This is a genomic window from Bacillus canaveralius, from assembly GCF_002860125.1.
In the GTDB taxonomy this organism is placed as follows: Bacteria; Bacillota; Bacilli; order Bacillales; family Cytobacillaceae; genus Bacillus_BJ; species Bacillus_BJ canaveralius.
Genome location: NZ_PGVA01000003.1, coordinates 39,932 through 55,586, shown reverse-complemented (window position 1 = coordinate 55,586; position 15,655 = coordinate 39,932). Strand labels below are relative to the sequence as shown.

The window sequence follows — 15,655 nt, the reverse complement described above, 5'->3', positions numbered from 1 at the left end:
ACATTGCCGGCATAAACTTATTATTTGCTTTAAGCCTGAGAATTCATGTATCTTTGTACTAAAAAGGGAGGCTTGTTGAAATGCTGCTTGAAAAATTACCGGATCTTTCATTAACAGATATGAGCGGTAACCCATTTGCACTCAAGGAGTTACAAGGCAAAAAGACGCTAATCTTTATGTGGGCTTCTTGGTGACGATGCAGAGAGCAGCTGCCAGGCTGGCAGCGATTTCATGAAAAGCATCGCGACAACGGCTTTGAAATTCTTTCTGTTGCTGTTGATATTCAAGGACCTGAGGTCGTGAGGCGGTATACAGAATATACCTCTTTTCAAACAGTCGTCGATACCGAAAATAAGTTATCGAACCTTTTTGGCTTTAAGATTGTCCCGAATGGAGTTTTTATTGACCATGACGGCACGATTCGCCTCATTAAAGAAGGATTTCATGTAACAAACGAGGAGCATATTTTAGCCGTTGAAAAACTAATCGATAATCAAGAAGAATCGATTCAGCTACAGGACACGTACCATGTTCACCGAAAAAAGCTGAGCGAACTTGAAGTAAGCCTTGCACAAACAAAATTTAAGCTCGGACTGGCGTATGCAGGTGCCGGAAAACATGATGACGCCTTAAAGCAGCTTGATGATGCGCTTGAGCTTGATCCTGATAATTTCTTAATTCGCAAACAGCGGTGGTACATCCGCTTTCCAGAAAAATTCTCTCCTGTAATAGATATCGAGTGGCAGCAAAAGCAACTTGAAAGAGAACGTGCTGAAGAACAAATGAGATCAGACGATGTCTGCGGACCAGATGGATGCATCATTCCGGGAACACAAAAAACAGATTAATTTTCAAAAAAAATCGTTAAGGCAGCCTGTTGTGGACTTTCACTTCAGGCATTTTTTGCCGGGATTCATAAAAAACGTTCATGGTTGTGATTAATTTAAAAAATAAAGGGTAGTTTTGTATGAAGAAGCTTTGATAAAAAAACATTTTTGTGGCGTGGACACATATGATTTGCCAGAATCGTTTATATTTTATATCATTTGATTACAACCATCACGTGATGGTTTTGACAAAGGGGGGTGGCTGACCATGGGGTTGTAGGATATCGTATAGGTGAATTGGCCCGATTGGCCAACGTCACCAAACGAACTATCGATTATTATACGAATATTGGGATTTTAAGACCGAAACGTTCAGGTTCAAACTACCGCTATTATGATGATCATGATCTTGAACAATTACGGTTCATTGAACAGTGTAAACGTGAAAACTTAACACTTGAAGAAATAAAAAAACGTTTAATTGCGAAGAAAAAGGAAGTAATCCAGAACATTCATGGATCAGATCTTTACAAGAACAGATAAAACGTCTCCAGCAGGATATGGAAACAATTATTCCACTTCTGGAAAATCTGGATCCTGATCAACGCATTCTCTTTAAAAAGCATTTCACGTCTGAGAACATGTCATTAATACAGTCGCTGCTTTTATTACTGATGTGAGTTTAGAAGGATGCGAATCTACCTTTTTCCCAGACTAGATTTAAAACTGACATTTAAATCAAAAATAATTTATTCACCTAAAGGGAGGTGTTTGTCTTACTCATTACTTGAGTAAGGCACTTGCTTGATAACAGTTAACCTGATACTAGTCGCAATCCTGATAGCTTTAACCGCATTTTTCGTTGCTGCGGAATTTGCTATTGTGAAAATTAGAACAACGAGAATTGACCAGCTTGTGATAGAAGGAAATAAAAATGCAATAGCTGCTAAAAGGGTCATTGGGGCCCTGGATGAGTACTTATCAGCGTGCCAGCTTGGCATTACGATTACCGCTTTAGGTTTAGGATGGCTTGGCGAGCCGACAGTCGAAAGGCTTTTGTTTCCCCTATTTGAAAAATACGCTGTAAATGAATCGTTATCTCATATCTTATCGTTTGCGATCGCATTCGCTTCCGTAACGTTTTTGCATGTTGTAGTTGGGGAACTTGCCCCGAAAACGGTTGCTATTCAGAAAGCGGAGGCTGTTACTCTTTATTTTTCAAGACCGTTGATTCTTTTCTATCGTGTGATGTATCCTTTCATCTGGGTCCTCAATGGTTCTGCCAGGCTGCTAGTGGGGATATTTGGCTTAAAGCCTGCTTCCGAGCATGAAGTTGCCCATAGTGAAGAAGAGCTTCGCCTCATACTTTCAGAAAGCTTCAAAAAAGGCGAAATCAATCAATCTGAATTCAAGTATGTGAACAAAATTTTTGAATTCGATGATCGAATAGCCAAGGAAATCATGGTTCCAAGAACGGAAATTATTGGCCTTGACAAGGATGCATCCATTGATGAAATTCTGGGGACAATTCGTGATGAAAAATTTACAAGATATCCGGTTATTGACGGCGACAAGGATAACATCATCGGAATCATCAATATAAAAGAGCTCCTTACGGCAAGCTTGTTTGTAAAAAGTGAATTTGAGATTGAGAAATATATAAAACCTGTGATTCGTGTAATTGAAAACATCCCAATTCACGATTTGCTGCTGAAGATGCAAAAAGAACGAACCCATATGGCAGTCCTTCTTGATGAATACGGTGGGACAGCAGGACTGATAACGGTTGAAGATATTCTGGAGGAAATTGTCGGCGAAATTCGTGACGAATTCGATGCCGATGAAATTCCGCTAGTGCGGAAAATCAATAACCAGCACTATATTTTTGACGCCAAGGTGTTAATCGGCGATGTTAACGACTTGCTTGGCATTTCTATACCCGAAGAGGATATCGATACGCTGGGCGGCTGGATTTTGACACAGAGGTATGATGTTGAGCAGGGTGATGTCATGCAGGCGGAAGGGTACGATTTTATCGTTAAAGAGCTTGACGGACATCACATCTTATATATTGAAGTAAAAAAATCCCAGCCAATAAAACTGGAAGTCAGCGAAGCAGCTGACAAGTAAAAATTTAACAGAAACGGGCAGACCATCTCGGTCTGTCCTTTTTTTTGTGCAAAGACGATCGTTGGCAGAAAGATTGACCCGTATTTTATTCGCATGCAGCGACCCAGTATCCTGCCTTTATGTAAACATGGTTTATTTTTTTCTTAAAATGGGCATTGATTCAATATAGTCAATTTTACTGAAAAGGGAGTGCGGGCATGGGGAAGATAGACAAAGCTATGCTTGTTTACAATGAGCATGCGGGGCAACAAGGGGTTCAATCAAATTTAGAAGCCTGCCTCCCTATATTAGCAGCAGAAATTGAGCAGCTTACGGTGATGAAATCATCAGAACAAGGACATCTTGCTGAAATATGTAAAAACTATGGGGCTGAGCAGGATGTGCTGTTTATTTTGGGCGGGGATGGAACGGTTCATGAATGTATTAATGGACTGGCCGAATTACAAAAAAAACCGGCAATTGCTGTATTGCCTGGAGGAACATGTAATGATATAAGCCGAATGATGGAAATTCCCCAAAATATCCGAACAGCGGCTGAGGCATTGTTGACTGGTATCGCTCGGCCGTTTGATGCCATCAAGGCTGATGATCATTACTTGATTAATTTCTGGGGTATCGGCCTAGTCACGAAAACATCAAATAATATCAATGAAGCGGAAAAAGAACGGTTGGGAAAAATCAGCTATTATCTAAGTGCAATCCGCACAATTAATAAAATGGAACCTTTTCGCTATACAATAACCTGTGATGGAGAGACTAGCGCTGGTGAAGCAATCATGATCCTTGTTGCCAACGGCCAATTCATTGGAACGAATCGGCTTCCTTTTTGCAATATCAGCTTTGATGACGGCCTGGCCGAGATCATTATCGTAAAGAACGCGAGTTTAACATTATTAAAAGAACTTTTTACCCTGGATTTAACTCAAATAAATGAAGAAACAGGCAGAGAATTTCAGCTTTCAAGAGGAAGCAAAATAAAGATCGAAACAGAAAAGAGAATGGAAGCCGATATGGATGGAGAGGTTTATTTGCAAACCCCTTGTGAGCTGACCGTCTTAAAACATTATTTTCGGTTCATTAAGCCGGCTTAAAAAACCAGTATGCCGACAACATTTTTCAGTTATGAACAGAAGCAGTGTCATTTTCCTTGCTGTTTAATTGAAGCCATTTATTAGAATTGTTTTTCTAAAAAAAGATAAGTGCCGAATTGCGGCACCTATCTTTTTTTTATTCCCCTAAGTATGCATTTAACATCCAGATATGTTTATCAACTTTTTGAATCAAGCCGATAGCAAGATCATTGGTAATGATATCATTTTGTTCTTCGGCAAGGACTGCCACCTCTTGTAAACCTTCATTTATTTTTCTGTAGTCTTCAATAAGTGACTGGACCATTTCATTCGCTGTTGTTTCGCCGTTTGTTTCTTGCAATGTTGCTGCTTCTATATATTCCTTCAAGGTAGCTATCGGTTCGCCGCCAATCGCCAACAACCGTTCAGCTGTTTCGTCTATAACAAGGGCAGCTTCCGTGTAAAGCTCTTCGAACTTTTCATGAAGGGTGAAAAATAGTGGCCCTTTTACATACCAGTGAAAACGGTGCAATTTTGTATAAAGAATATTCCAATTCGCAATTTGTGTGTTTAATAGTTTTTGTAATGTCATTATAGAAATCCCTCCTGAATGTGAGCTTATTTGTATTTTATCCTGTATACATATTAAAATCAATACTAAATTATAATAATTATAAAATAAATATAATTATAATTTAAAACGTGTTTATAGTAAAAAACAATAATGCTCGGTTCCGTTGTTGAGGTCGAAGTGAAAAAGGGTGATAATAGAAGAGCATGTACGTAAATTGACAGCGTAACTACATACGCATATAAAAGGGTGTTAACGTTGGAAATTATACTTTACTTTATTTTAGGTGCAATCATCAGTGTCCTTTCTGGTTTTTTCGGAGTAGGCGGCGGTTTTATCCTGACACCGATTCTATTATTGCTTGGCTTTTCGCCTATCGTGGCAATTACCATGAGCCTTTTTTATTCAATGGCAACATCCGGTTCAGGAATAGCCGGCCATATTCGTCTGAAAAATATCTTGTGGAAGGAAGGATTCATTCTTGGGAGCAGCGGAGTCATCGCGACCCAATTTGCCCGGCCTTTCGTTTTTTTCTTGGAAAGAAGAGGATTTGATGAAATCGTCATTCCTGTTTTCTATATAATTTTATTAAGCTATTTTGCCTTTAAAATGCTGACGGGCGCTAACGGAGCCATAATCGAAAGCAATGCGGCAACTCATCCCTCATACATAAAGCTGGCGTTGATCGGCTTTTTTGGCGGCTTTATTTCAACTGCTCTCGGAGTGGGCGGCGGCTTTATTATTGTACCGTTAACGATTGCGTTTCTTGGTTTCCACCCGAAAAAGGCTGTCGGGACAAGCCTTTTTGCGGTGTTAATGATCGTGAGTGTCGGGTTTATCTCCTACGCCCTTACGATCTCAATTGATTACCGCGTTGGCCTGCTTCTCGCAGCGGGAGGTCTGCTTGGCTCCCAGTTTGGGGCAAAGTTGACGAGCTATTATCAACAAAAGGAAATTAAAGTCTACATGGCGCTCCTTTATATTGCTACATTGTTAAGCGTAGTTCTTAAATTAATGGAAATCAGCATGATTGGCCTTGGCATATTGGCCCTGTTTATTGGATTCTTTTTTACGAAATCATTTGTAAAATTGAAAACTGGAGTGAAGGATGCAGTATAATATAGAAAAAAACACAACAGATGATGTTCAGGAAGCTGAAATCACTCAATGAACCGGATGGAGGGGCCAAAATGCTTAATGCCCGGTTGAGCAGTATTTTGCGTGAACTTATGGCAGCCCGGAATTCATTAACCAGTCAATATTTAGCTAATGTGATTCAAGTAACGTCGAGAACCATTAGAAACGATATTAAAGAGCTGGACAGGCTACTGTCAGCGAATGGGGCTGGAATTAAATCAGTGCGGGGGAGCGGGTATGAGCTCAGAATTGACGACGACCAGCGTTTTCTAAAGCTATTAAAAGAAGTTTTTCAAAACAGCTCCCTTCACGAGGACCTTCCAACCTTGCCGGAAGAAAGAATCCGTTATTTAATCAAGCGCTTGTTGCTTTCGGACAAATTTGTAAAGCTCGATGAGTTGGCTGATGAATTGTACATCAGCAGATCAACTGTTCAAAATGATCTTCGCGAAGTAAAGAAAATATTACAGGCCTACGGGATTGTTTTAGAAAAGCGGCCTAATTATGGTGTGAAATTAAGAGGAGAAGAAGTAAAGCTGCGCTTTTGTATGTCTGAATACATTTTTCGGCGCAGAGGGACTGAACACGATATGATTGCTCATAGTTCGATTATGCCTAGTGCAGAAATGGACGCTGTTCGAAACATTATCCTCGATGAGGTAAAACAAAATAAAATCACCTTATCGGATATCGGCTTAAATAATCTGATTATTCACATTGCGATTGCATGCTTACGGATACGAAATGGCAATTATGTATCAATCTATCCTGACGAATTTATGGATATCATGAAGCAGAAAGAATATGAAGTTGCCAAAGAGGTAGTCAAAAAGATCGATTCCGCGCTGCAGGTAGTGTTCCCGGAAACTGAAATTGCTTATGTAGCGATTCATTTGATGGGCACTAAAATCGTTGCCAATCCGAATATAGGTGACAAAGAGATTCAAAACTTTCTTGATAAAAGCATCTATGACCTGACTATGAAGATACTGGATAAGATTGAAAACAAACTCATGCTTGGAGTTAAACAGGATAAAGAGCTGGTTGTCGGCTTGAGCCTACACTTAAAACCTGCGATTAATCGTTATAAATATGGTATGAACTTGCGAAACCCGCTGCTTAACGAGATCAAATCGAATTATCCCGTTGCATTTGAATCAGGAATTCTGGCTGGGATGGTTATAAAGGAAGAGATCGGGATTGATGTTCATGAGAGTGAGATTGCTTATCTTGCGCTTCATATTGGGGCAGCTATAGAACGCAGAAATATGAACAACCAGTTAAAACGATGCATGATTGTATGTGCTTCAGGTCTTGGAAGTGCCAGGCTATTATTCTACAAGCTGCAGTCTAAGTTTAGCGGGGCACTTGAGGTAGTAGGCACAACTGAGTATTACAAGATAAACGAGATTCCATTTGATACACTTGATTTTATCGTCAGTACAATTCCGATCAGGGAGCCTTTGCCAATACCCGTTATAGAGGTCAATACGATTCTGGGCGGAAAGGATTTTCATAGAATTGAAATGGTCATCAATCATCGGTCGGACATAACGATTGACTACACGAGGGAAGAATTAGTCTTTCTGCAAGAAAAGTTTGAAACACGTGACGAAGTTCTGCTCTTTCTTGAAAATATGCTGAAATCATATGGATTGGTAGATGACACTTTTATTCAATCGGTTTTTGAAAGGGAAGCTTTATCCCCGACTTGCTTCGGTAATATGGTAGCCATTCCGCATCCGATGGTGCCGCAGACTGAGGAAACTTTCTGGGTAATCTGTACTTTGCAAAAGCCAATTGTATGGGCAAATAAGCGCGTGCAATTTGTCTGTTTATTATGTGTTGAAAAAAACAGTAGCTCAGATTTGCAAGAAATGTACAGATTGCTAGGAAAAGTAGTCGATGATGCAAGTCTTGTCCAACAATTGGTACGGTGCAGAACGTACAAAGATTTTACAAGTGTCTTTGCCAGTCAATAGTAACCACCACCTCGTGCTAATTGAGGCCGGTGGTTTTTTCAATAGGTTTGAAATAAACAATGATTTCCGTTATGCAAAGGAAAAACAATGTGTGTAATTGAAAGCGTTTCCATAATAAGATTGGATTACGAAAGAGTTTTACTTTTATTCTCAAAAAGGGGGTCATGTTTTGAACATTCTATTATGTTGTGCAGCAGGAATGTCGACAAGTCTTTTAGTAACCAAAATGGAGAAAAGTGCGGAAGAACAGGGTCAGGATTGTAAAATCTGGGCGGTACCGGGCGATGCGGTCAAAAATCATATTGATGAGGCTGATGTGCTCCTTGTCGGTCCGCAGGTCCGCTATCTGCTTCCGACATTTAAGAAGCTGGGCGAAGAAAAGGGTATTCCAGTCGATGTCATAAATACCGTGCACTATGGTACATGTAATGGCGCTGAGGTTTTAAAGTTTGCTAAACAATTAGTTTCTAAATAGGAGCGTGAAAAATGTGGGCAAATTTAATAGTGTGTTAGAAAACAAAGTTATGCCAACAGCGGCGCGAATAGCAGGGCAGAGGCATCTGCAAGCATTGCGCGATGGATTGATCTTAAGTATGCCGTTAATCATTATCGGTTCGGTGTTTTTAATATTAGGTTTTCTGCCCATCCCGGGATATGCGGATTTCATGGCCCGCACATTTGGAGAGGCATGGCTGACAAAACTCACTTATCCGGTAGGGGCTACATTTGATATTATGGCGATCATCGCGGCCTTTGGGATCGCCTACAGACTTGCAGAAAAATATTCTGTAGATGCCTTATCAGCGGGGGCAATTTCAGTGGCGGCCTTCTTACTGGCAACTCCTTATGAAATCTCATTCACTCCTGAAGGTGCAACTGAAGCTATTTTGGTAGGAGGCGCTATTCCTTCTGCACTAATGGGCAGTAAAGGGTTATTTGTGGCAATGTTGATTGCCATTCTTTCTACAGAGATTTATCGCTGGATTATCCAAAAAAATATTGTTTTCAAAATGCCTGATGGCGTACCGCCGGCGGTGAGTAAATCGTTCGTTGCCCTGATCCCTGGCTTTATTGTTATCGCACTAATCTGGATATTGCGTTTAATAGTAGAACAAACCGATTTTGAAAGCCTGCATAATATCGTCGGGGTTCTATTGGGGAAACCGCTTGGTGTTTTGGGAGGAAGTCTGATTGGCAGCCTTGTTGCAGCTTTCTTAATCCATTTACTATGGTCAACAGGATTGCACGGTGCTACGATAGTAGGCGGGGTTATGTCTCCAATCTGGTTATCGGCAATGGACCAAAACCGTATCGCGTTTCAAGCAGGTGAAGAGGTTCCTAATATATTTACAACACAGTTTTTTGACATTTTCATTCACTTGGGCGGAAGCGGAGCTACATTTGCTCTTGTGCTTTCGATGGTTTTCCTCGCGAAAAGCCAGCAGATGAAACAGCTTGGACGATTGGCGGTTGGACCGGGTATATTCAACATAAACGAACCGATCACGTTCGGAATGCCGGTTGTGATGAATCCGATCATGATTGTTCCATTCATATTAACACCGCTGGCGACTGTCATTGTCACTTATATTGCCATGAGAACCGGGCTGGTTGCCAAGCCGGCGGGAATTGCCGTTCCATGGACAATGCCGCCATTTATCGGAGGATATTTGGCAACAGGCGGAAAAATTTCCGGAATCGTCATTCAACTCGTCAATTTCGTGATTGCATTTTCTATTTATTACCCGTTTTTCAGGATGTGGGATAAGCAAAAATTTGCTGAAGAACAGGGTGCTGTACCGATCAGCGGCGAAGAAAATAAAGTGATAAATGCATAGGAGGAGAAAATGACTAAACTTATTATCAATGCAGATGACTTTGGATATTCAAAAGGGGTTAACCTTGGAATTATCGAGGCATATCAAAACGGCATTGTTACTTCAGCCACTTTGATGACAAATATGCCTGGCGCCCGGCATGCCGCAGCGCTTGCATTACAAAACCCGAACCTCGGGGTAGGAATTCATCTAGTGCTGGATTGTGGCCGGCCTGTGAATGAAAATGTCCCTTCGCTTATTAATGAAAAAGGGGATTTTCATCGTGCAAATGCTTTGATCGAGGTTGCTGAACTGGTGGATATTGAAAAAGAATACACGAGCCAAATTGAGAAATTTCTTTCGTTCGGTCTGAGCCCGACGCATCTTGACAGCCACCATCATCTTCATGGCCACGAAAAGATATTTCCGATTGTCAGCAAGCTTGCCAGAAAATATCATCTTCCGGTTCGAAAGGTGTCAGCTGACCTGCAACATTCCAGCAATATTGAATTGTCGACAGTTCAGCATTTTATACCGGATTTTTATGGGGACAGTTTAACTGCGGAGCACTTGCTGGAGCTAATTGATCAATCTCTTTCTTATGAAAGCGCTGAACTAATGTGCCATCCAGCATATATTGACGAACCGCTTTTAACCGGGAGTTCCTACGCCCTTCAAAGAGTGCGTGAGCTTGCGATACTAACAGATAACAATGTCCGCAGCGCTGTCGCAGAAAAGGGCGTTGAATTGGTTACTTACAAAGAGGCTTTTAACCAGTCCTTTGTATAGAGAGGAGAAGCAATTGGAAAACAAAGAACAAATCATCTTTGAATTGATTCTTCATGGAGGAAATGCCAGAAGTGAGGCAATCGAAGCGATAGCTGCAGCGAAACAAGGGGATTTTGAAAAAGCGAGAAAAAAACTGCAGCTGGCGGGCGAGGCTTTAAACTCAGCGCACCATATCCAAACATCTTTAATCCAGGTAGAGATAAGTGGTGTTAAGAATGAAGTCTCACTTTTAATGGTCCATGCCCAGGATCATTTAATGAATGCCATGACTATCAAGGAATTAGCTGCGGAATTTGTCGACCTCTATGAACGGGTACTAGAAACATAGACTGAAATCAAAACGATTTACGGGGCAGCATCAATCTTTCCTAGATTACCTGGAATGCTGCTGCTCGTTTCCTGGCCCCTGTTCCTGAAACGTTTCATGCAATGGCGCTTTTAAATTGAGTAAAACAACACCAACTATGATCAAGACAATTCCTGCAACCATATTAAAACTGATTTTTTCTTTCCAGATTAATACTCCAATAACAGCAGTTGCAGCGGTTCCTACTCCCGACCAAATAGCATATGCAATGCTCAATGGGATCGTTTTGAGAGAGAGCGACAGGGAGAAAAAAGCTACACCGAAGCCTAAAATGACACCAATGCTGGGCAGTATTCGTGTAAACCCTTCAGATGCTTTTAGCATCGAAGTGCCAAACAGCTCAGAGATAATGGCAATAGCTAATAACAAATAAGAATTCATGGGAAAACCTCCAGATTTATCGTTGCTGCCTCGTGCTATGATTCACTTTACCTGTCATTGAATATCTCGTCAAATATCAAGGATCAACTTTTTCCGTTGCTTAAAGGAAAAAGCATAAGTGTAAATGTAAGCGTTTTTACAATAAACTGAAATCATCGGGGCATAACGAAACAAGCATCATAAGAATAATCGCCAGCAGCACGACGTTCCTCATGACGAAAATGGAGGGAGCGATAAGGGATTGTCAATCTCATATGAATAAGTTCCTTTGACATCGGAGGTGAAAGCATTGGAAGAATTAGAAGGGATTATTTTTCAAATTATCCTTTATGGAGGAAATGGGAAAAGCTCGGCGATGGAAGCTATTGCAGCTGCCAAACAGGGCGATTTCGAGGCGGCAAGGTCAAAATTGCTGGAATCTGCAGATGCATTAAATGAAGCGCATAAATTCCAGACTTCGTTAATACAGGGAGAAGCAAAGGGAGAACAAGCGACAGTTTCGCTTCTGATGGTTCACGCCCAGGATCACTTAATGAATGCTATTACATTGAAAGATTTAGCCACTGAATTTGTAGACTTATATGAAATGATCACGTTAGAGAAAATTTCAAAATAGGTGGAGGTACAAAGAAATGAAAAAGGGTATAAAAATCGCAACCATTGGCGGAGGTTCAAGCTATACACCGGAGCTTGTCGAGGGTTTTATTAAAAGGTATGATGAATTTCCTGTAAGTGAACTTTGGTTGGTCGACATTGAAGCAGGCAGGGAAAAGCTGGAGATCGTTGGCAATCTCGCAAGGCGGATGGTCAGAAAAGCGGGTCTGCCAATAGAAATCTTTTTAACACTTGATCGCCGCGAGGCTTTAAAAGATGCAGATTTCGTCACCACTCAGTTCCGGGTAGGATTGTTGCAAGCACGCGCAAAAGATGAACGAATTCCAATGAAATACGGTGTGCTTGGCCAGGAAACGAACGGCCCAGGCGGATTATTTAAGGGGTTGCGGACAATTCCAGTGATCTTGGAAATTTGCCGGGACATGGAAGAGTTATGTCCTGACGCTTGGCTGATTAACTTCACGAATCCGGCAGGCATGGTAACAGAAGCAGTACTGCGCGATTCCAACATTAAAAAAGTCGTCGGCCTGTGCAATGTTCCAATCGGGATGGAAATGGGAATCGCCAAATTACTGGATGTGGAACATTCGCGCATCCGTATTGATTTTACTGGCTTGAATCATATGGTTTATGGATTGGATGTTTATGTCGACGGAGAGAGTGTAAAGGATAAAGTCATTGATCTGTTGACAGACCCGAATAACAGCAGCTTCGTCAAGAATATTCAAGGATTGGGCTGGGAACCGGGATTCATTAAAGCATTAAATATTTTGACCTGTCCCTATCATATGTACTATTACAAAACAAAAGAAATGATCGATAAAGATGTTGCTAATGCAGAAAAAGAAGGAACCCGTGCTGAAGTAGTCCAAAAGCTCGAAAAAGAATTGTTCGAGCTTTATAAAGATCCCAACCTGGATATTAAACCGCCGCAACTTGAAAAGCGGGGCGGAGCCTATTATTCAGATGCTGCAGTACGCCTGATCACGTCCATTTACAATGATAAACGCGATATTCAGCCTGTTAATACAAGGAATAACGGGGCTATTGCCAGTATCCCGAATGAATCTGCAGTTGAAGTAAGCTGTGTCATTACAAAGGACGGTCCTAAACCAATTGTGATGGGAGATCTGCCCGTCCCGGTCCGCGGGCTTGTTCAGCAAATTAAGTCATTTGAAAGAGTGGCTGCCGAGGCAGCTGTCACGGGCGATTATAATACAGCCCTGCTGGCGATGACGATAAATCCTTTGACTCCGTCCGATAGGATCGGCCGGGAAATTTTAGACGAAATGATGGAAGCACATAAAGAGCACTTACCGCAGTTTTTTAAGAAGATTGAGGCATAATCATGGTTAAAAAAATATGGATCCAGTGCTTCAAGCACCGGATCCATATTTTGTTCCTGTTATACAAATTTCTCCTAATGACGAAAATAGCAGTCGATCGAAAAACAAATCATTGATTATTCCCAAACATATACCTCTTCGTTTTCGCCGAGATATTTAAAACAAGGCTTAACGCCAATAAAGACCCTAGAAGCGAGCTGCCGCCATAGCTGAGCAATGGCAACGGGATGCCTGTGATCGGTACGAGTCCGATCACCATGCCGATATTTTCGAAAATATGAAAGGTGAGCATGGAAATGACTCCTGCGGCGATCAGGCATTCAAATACTCCTTTGTTTTGCAGGGCAATAATGATAATTCGATAAATTAGAATAAAGTATAAGCCGACGACAATGCTTGTTCCGAGGAAACCGAACTCTTCACCGATAATTGTAAAGATAAAATCAGAGTGCGCTTCCGGTACCACGACCTGAGCGTTGTCAAAGCCTTTTCCATACAAGGTTCCAGAGCCTACTGCGAGGATTGAATTTGCCAGTTGATAGCCGATGCCTTCCCGGTATTTAAAAGGATCGAGCCATGATTCAATCCGGTTTAACTGGTAAGGATCGAGGAAAAGCAATAAAAGATCCGGAACCTTCACATAAATGTAAACAAGTACTCCCAGAACCATTAACGATAATAATGCCATGCTAGCAATAATTAACCAATGAATTCCGGATACCAACAACATACCAATCATGATGATGCAGATAACCATTGCTGTACCGGCATCAGGCTGCATTAAAATCAGCACGAGCGGCGGCAAAGTGGCTGCGACGATTTTGCAAATCAGGACAAGGTCGGTGCGGATGGTCTGCTCCAAAAACTTTTCATTATGTGATGCAATCAATTTTGCCAGGAACACGATCAGAAACACCTTCATAAACTCTGACGGCTGAATCGTACCAATGCCTTCAAAATTAAACCATGATTTAGCACCTTTCGTGACTGGTGCAATACTTTCCGGAGCTGCAATTAAAACAGACAGAAGCATCACTCCAAATAAATATAAATAGACCGAAATTTTTTTAATTTGATCGAAATCAAAAAAGTAAACGGCAGTCGATATAACTAGTCCGGCCACATACCAGACAACTTGCTTCATTGCGAAATTATCCGGATATGGCAAGTACTTTTGAGAACTATAAATTGACACACAGCTGATGATCATAAATAAAAATATAATAAATAATAAATTAGCATCAAAATTCGCCTGGTTTTTATTCATTTTCAACCTCGTTCTCTGTCAGTATCGTTCTGTAAGCCCGTATATAATATAGACGAAAAATTTTTGCATTAAGTTTCCGTGTAACGGTAAATAGTTTTTAGAAATTCGTTGAAAAAGTGAAACTATTTTTCAGAAAATAAGGTCTAATAAAAAGATGGGTTTTTAAAAGAGATATTATTGAAAATTTTTGCTAAAATGAAAAAGATACAATTAAGTTGGTTAAAGTTAGACAGTTTCGCCTGAAGCTGTCTATTTCTTATAAGCTGGTATTAAACTTGCGCGGGGGTTTCGCCATTGAAAAAGCATAATCAGGAATTTCGGGATCTCATTTATGTTCATCTGAATACGGGAAGTCAATATGTAATGTCGTATGGGATTGAGTTCTATGAATTCGCTATATCCTTGCCCGAACCATTGAACCATTTGTTATTGCTGAAGCATCGTTTTGATGACGGCGATTTTAATATGCACACGTCCCTTGAATATGTTCCAAAGGAGCGGGTCGGACAATTGATCAAGGATGATGTTTATAGCTATGGCGATTTTTGTTGGCTGGACTTTGATGAGCTGGATGCTTTAGATGAATTATCCGGCCAGGAAATCGCCGAGTTGCTTTATTTGGGGCATTTAAAGCAGCATTTAAAGCGCCCTTTTTATAGCCATCTTGGCAACCAATTCGTTTATTTAGCCCATGACGATGGCTGGTTTAATAAAATTTATTACCGGAATACTAATGATTTTTACTATATGCTTGGCAACGCAACCGCGCTGAAACTGTCCCATTTGAAAATGGAGAAAACACTTCTCGGCATGAGGAAAAAACGCACATACCCGCCAGTAACGAAAGAACTGTTGTTTTCCCTGTCAAGCTATATTAAGGAAGGGGTCTTATTTTCCTTGAAGGACGCTGTCCACAGCAGGAGCAGAATCGAAATTCCGATATGGGTACTCGGCGATTATGCCAACATGGATGATATGTATGACCATTATCAGCAAGTACGCAGACAACGATCAGATGCAAAACTGATTTACGATAAAAAACAGAAAGAGTGGCAAGTTTTGGCGAATTAGTGTCTTTCCTGTTTGATTTTATCAAGGTCTATGGAAGATAAAGCTTGCTTTTTTGTCGGAGGGATAGTGTATAATCAATCTGACGGAAAATTTAATACATACGAACAGAACCAGGTGTCTTTCTAATGAAGACTTAAAAGGGAAGTTGGTGAAAATTCCAACGCGGTCCCGCCACTGTAAATGGTAGCAAGCTGCAAAAAGCCACTGTACAGCAATTGTACGGGAAGGATGCAGCAAGTGATGACCATGAGCCAGGAGACCTGCCTGAGTTTCTGCACCGATAAA

The 15,655-nt window shown here is 41.0% G+C and carries 17 protein-coding genes and 1 riboswitch; of the genes, 14 read left to right on the top strand and 3 right to left on the bottom strand.

Features of this window, described 5'->3' with window-relative positions; genetic code table 11:
* Positions 1-80 precede the first annotated feature (80 nt).
* The 5 genes from CU635_RS24185 to CU635_RS01655 all read left to right on the top strand — a co-directional run bounded on the left by CU635_RS24185 (position 81) and on the right by CU635_RS01655 (position 4,048).
* Entirely contained in the window at positions 81-194 is a 114-nt protein-coding gene (locus tag CU635_RS24185; protein ID WP_125928851.1) for a TlpA family protein disulfide reductase, read from the top strand.
* Between the two features lie 105 nt (positions 195-299).
* On the top strand, positions 300-848 hold the full coding sequence (locus CU635_RS23070) for a tetratricopeptide repeat protein (RefSeq protein ID WP_308303488.1): 549 nt from the start codon (positions 300-302) through the stop codon (positions 846-848).
* 237 nt (positions 849-1,085) lie between these two features.
* Positions 1,086-1,370 (top strand): MerR family transcriptional regulator, encoded by a 285-nt coding sequence (locus CU635_RS01665; protein WP_101575428.1) that lies wholly within the window; start codon positions 1,086-1,088, stop codon positions 1,368-1,370.
* 261 nt (positions 1,371-1,631) lie between these two features.
* A complete protein-coding gene (locus tag CU635_RS01660; RefSeq protein WP_101575427.1) occupies positions 1,632-2,957 on the top strand; it encodes a hemolysin family protein in 1,326 nt (441 codons plus the stop codon).
* Between the two features lie 197 nt (positions 2,958-3,154).
* Positions 3,155-4,048, top strand: a complete 894-nt coding sequence (locus CU635_RS01655; protein WP_101575426.1) for a diacylglycerol/lipid kinase family protein — start codon at positions 3,155-3,157, stop codon at positions 4,046-4,048.
* A 136-nt stretch (positions 4,049-4,184) separates the two neighbouring features.
* Here the strand turns inward: CU635_RS01655 and CU635_RS01650 are convergent, their stop codons facing one another.
* Positions 4,185-4,619: a Dps family protein gene (locus CU635_RS01650; RefSeq protein ID WP_101575425.1), complete on the bottom strand. Its 435-nt coding sequence runs from the start codon at positions 4,617-4,619 to the stop codon at positions 4,185-4,187.
* 237 nt (positions 4,620-4,856) lie between these two features.
* Between CU635_RS01650 and CU635_RS01645 the strand changes: the two genes are divergently transcribed.
* The 6 genes from CU635_RS01645 (at position 4,857) to CU635_RS01620 (ending at position 10,651) form a co-directional block, all read left to right on the top strand.
* On the top strand, positions 4,857-5,717 hold the full coding sequence (locus CU635_RS01645) for a sulfite exporter TauE/SafE family protein (protein WP_101575424.1): 861 nt from the start codon (positions 4,857-4,859) through the stop codon (positions 5,715-5,717).
* Positions 5,718-5,788: 71 nt separating this feature from the next.
* Entirely contained in the window at positions 5,789-7,717 is a 1,929-nt protein-coding gene (locus CU635_RS01640) for a BglG family transcription antiterminator (protein WP_101575423.1), read from the top strand.
* Between the two features lie 169 nt (positions 7,718-7,886).
* Positions 7,887-8,192 carry a PTS sugar transporter subunit IIB gene (locus CU635_RS01635; RefSeq protein WP_101575422.1) on the top strand — a complete coding sequence of 102 codons (306 nt, stop codon included), beginning with the start codon at positions 7,887-7,889 and terminating at the stop codon, positions 8,190-8,192.
* Between the two features lie 49 nt (positions 8,193-8,241).
* On the top strand, positions 8,242-9,555 hold the full coding sequence (gene celB / locus CU635_RS01630) for a PTS cellobiose transporter subunit IIC (RefSeq protein WP_373270862.1): 1,314 nt from the start codon (positions 8,242-8,244) through the stop codon (positions 9,553-9,555).
* A gap of 9 nt (positions 9,556-9,564) precedes the next feature.
* Entirely contained in the window at positions 9,565-10,323 is a 759-nt protein-coding gene (gene chbG, locus CU635_RS01625; protein ID WP_101575420.1) for a chitin disaccharide deacetylase, read from the top strand.
* Positions 10,324-10,336: 13 nt separating this feature from the next.
* The gene (locus CU635_RS01620; RefSeq protein WP_101665228.1) at positions 10,337-10,651 is read left to right on the top strand and encodes a PTS lactose/cellobiose transporter subunit IIA; all 315 of its coding nucleotides are present in this window, start codon (positions 10,337-10,339) and stop codon (positions 10,649-10,651) included.
* A gap of 45 nt (positions 10,652-10,696) precedes the next feature.
* On the opposite strand, the gene CU635_RS01615 is transcribed toward CU635_RS01620, so the two are convergent.
* Positions 10,697-11,071 (bottom strand): DMT family transporter, encoded by a 375-nt coding sequence (locus tag CU635_RS01615; RefSeq protein WP_101575418.1) that lies wholly within the window; start codon positions 11,069-11,071, stop codon positions 10,697-10,699.
* A 289-nt stretch (positions 11,072-11,360) separates the two neighbouring features.
* On the opposite strand from CU635_RS01615, the gene CU635_RS01610 reads away from it, so the two are divergent.
* Complete coding sequence (locus CU635_RS01610; protein WP_101575417.1) at positions 11,361-11,687, top strand: PTS sugar transporter subunit IIA; 327 nt, start codon at positions 11,361-11,363, stop codon at positions 11,685-11,687.
* A 16-nt stretch (positions 11,688-11,703) separates the two neighbouring features.
* A complete protein-coding gene (locus CU635_RS01605) occupies positions 11,704-13,032 on the top strand; it encodes a 6-phospho-beta-glucosidase (protein WP_101575416.1) in 1,329 nt (442 codons plus the stop codon).
* Between the two features lie 109 nt (positions 13,033-13,141).
* Here the strand turns inward: CU635_RS01605 and CU635_RS01600 are convergent, their stop codons facing one another.
* Positions 13,142-14,299, bottom strand: coding sequence for an FtsW/RodA/SpoVE family cell cycle protein (locus CU635_RS01600; protein ID WP_101575415.1), 1,158 nt, complete (start codon positions 14,297-14,299; stop codon positions 13,142-13,144).
* Positions 14,300-14,593: 294 nt separating this feature from the next.
* Here CU635_RS01600 and CU635_RS01595 point away from each other — a divergent pair, with 294 nt between their 5' ends.
* Positions 14,594-15,370: a hypothetical protein gene (locus CU635_RS01595; RefSeq protein ID WP_101575414.1), complete on the top strand. Its 777-nt coding sequence runs from the start codon at positions 14,594-14,596 to the stop codon at positions 15,368-15,370.
* Between the two features lie 95 nt (positions 15,371-15,465).
* Positions 15,466-15,652, top strand: a riboswitch (cobalamin riboswitch).
* Positions 15,653-15,655: the final 3 nt, after the last annotated feature.

Excerpts from the sequence above, each read along its gene's own strand:
- CU635_RS24185 (WP_125928851.1), top strand. The coding sequence starts at position 81 with ATGCTGCTTGAAAAATTACCGGATCTTTCATTAACAGATATGAGCGGT.
- CU635_RS01655 (WP_101575426.1), top strand. The coding sequence starts at position 3,155 with ATGGGGAAGATAGACAAAGCTATGCTTGTTTACAATGAGCATGCGGGG.
- CU635_RS01650 (WP_101575425.1), bottom strand. The coding sequence starts at position 4,619 with ATGACATTACAAAAACTATTAAACACACAAATTGCGAATTGGAATATT.
- CU635_RS01640 (WP_101575423.1), top strand. The coding sequence starts at position 5,789 with ATGCTTAATGCCCGGTTGAGCAGTATTTTGCGTGAACTTATGGCAGCC.
- celB (WP_373270862.1), top strand. The coding sequence starts at position 8,242 with ATGCCAACAGCGGCGCGAATAGCAGGGCAGAGGCATCTGCAAGCATTG.
- chbG (WP_101575420.1), top strand. The coding sequence starts at position 9,565 with ATGACTAAACTTATTATCAATGCAGATGACTTTGGATATTCAAAAGGG.
- CU635_RS01615 (WP_101575418.1), bottom strand. The coding sequence starts at position 11,071 with ATGAATTCTTATTTGTTATTAGCTATTGCCATTATCTCTGAGCTGTTT.
- CU635_RS01605 (WP_101575416.1), top strand. The coding sequence starts at position 11,704 with ATGAAAAAGGGTATAAAAATCGCAACCATTGGCGGAGGTTCAAGCTAT.
- CU635_RS01600 (WP_101575415.1), bottom strand. The coding sequence starts at position 14,299 with ATGAATAAAAACCAGGCGAATTTTGATGCTAATTTATTATTTATTATA.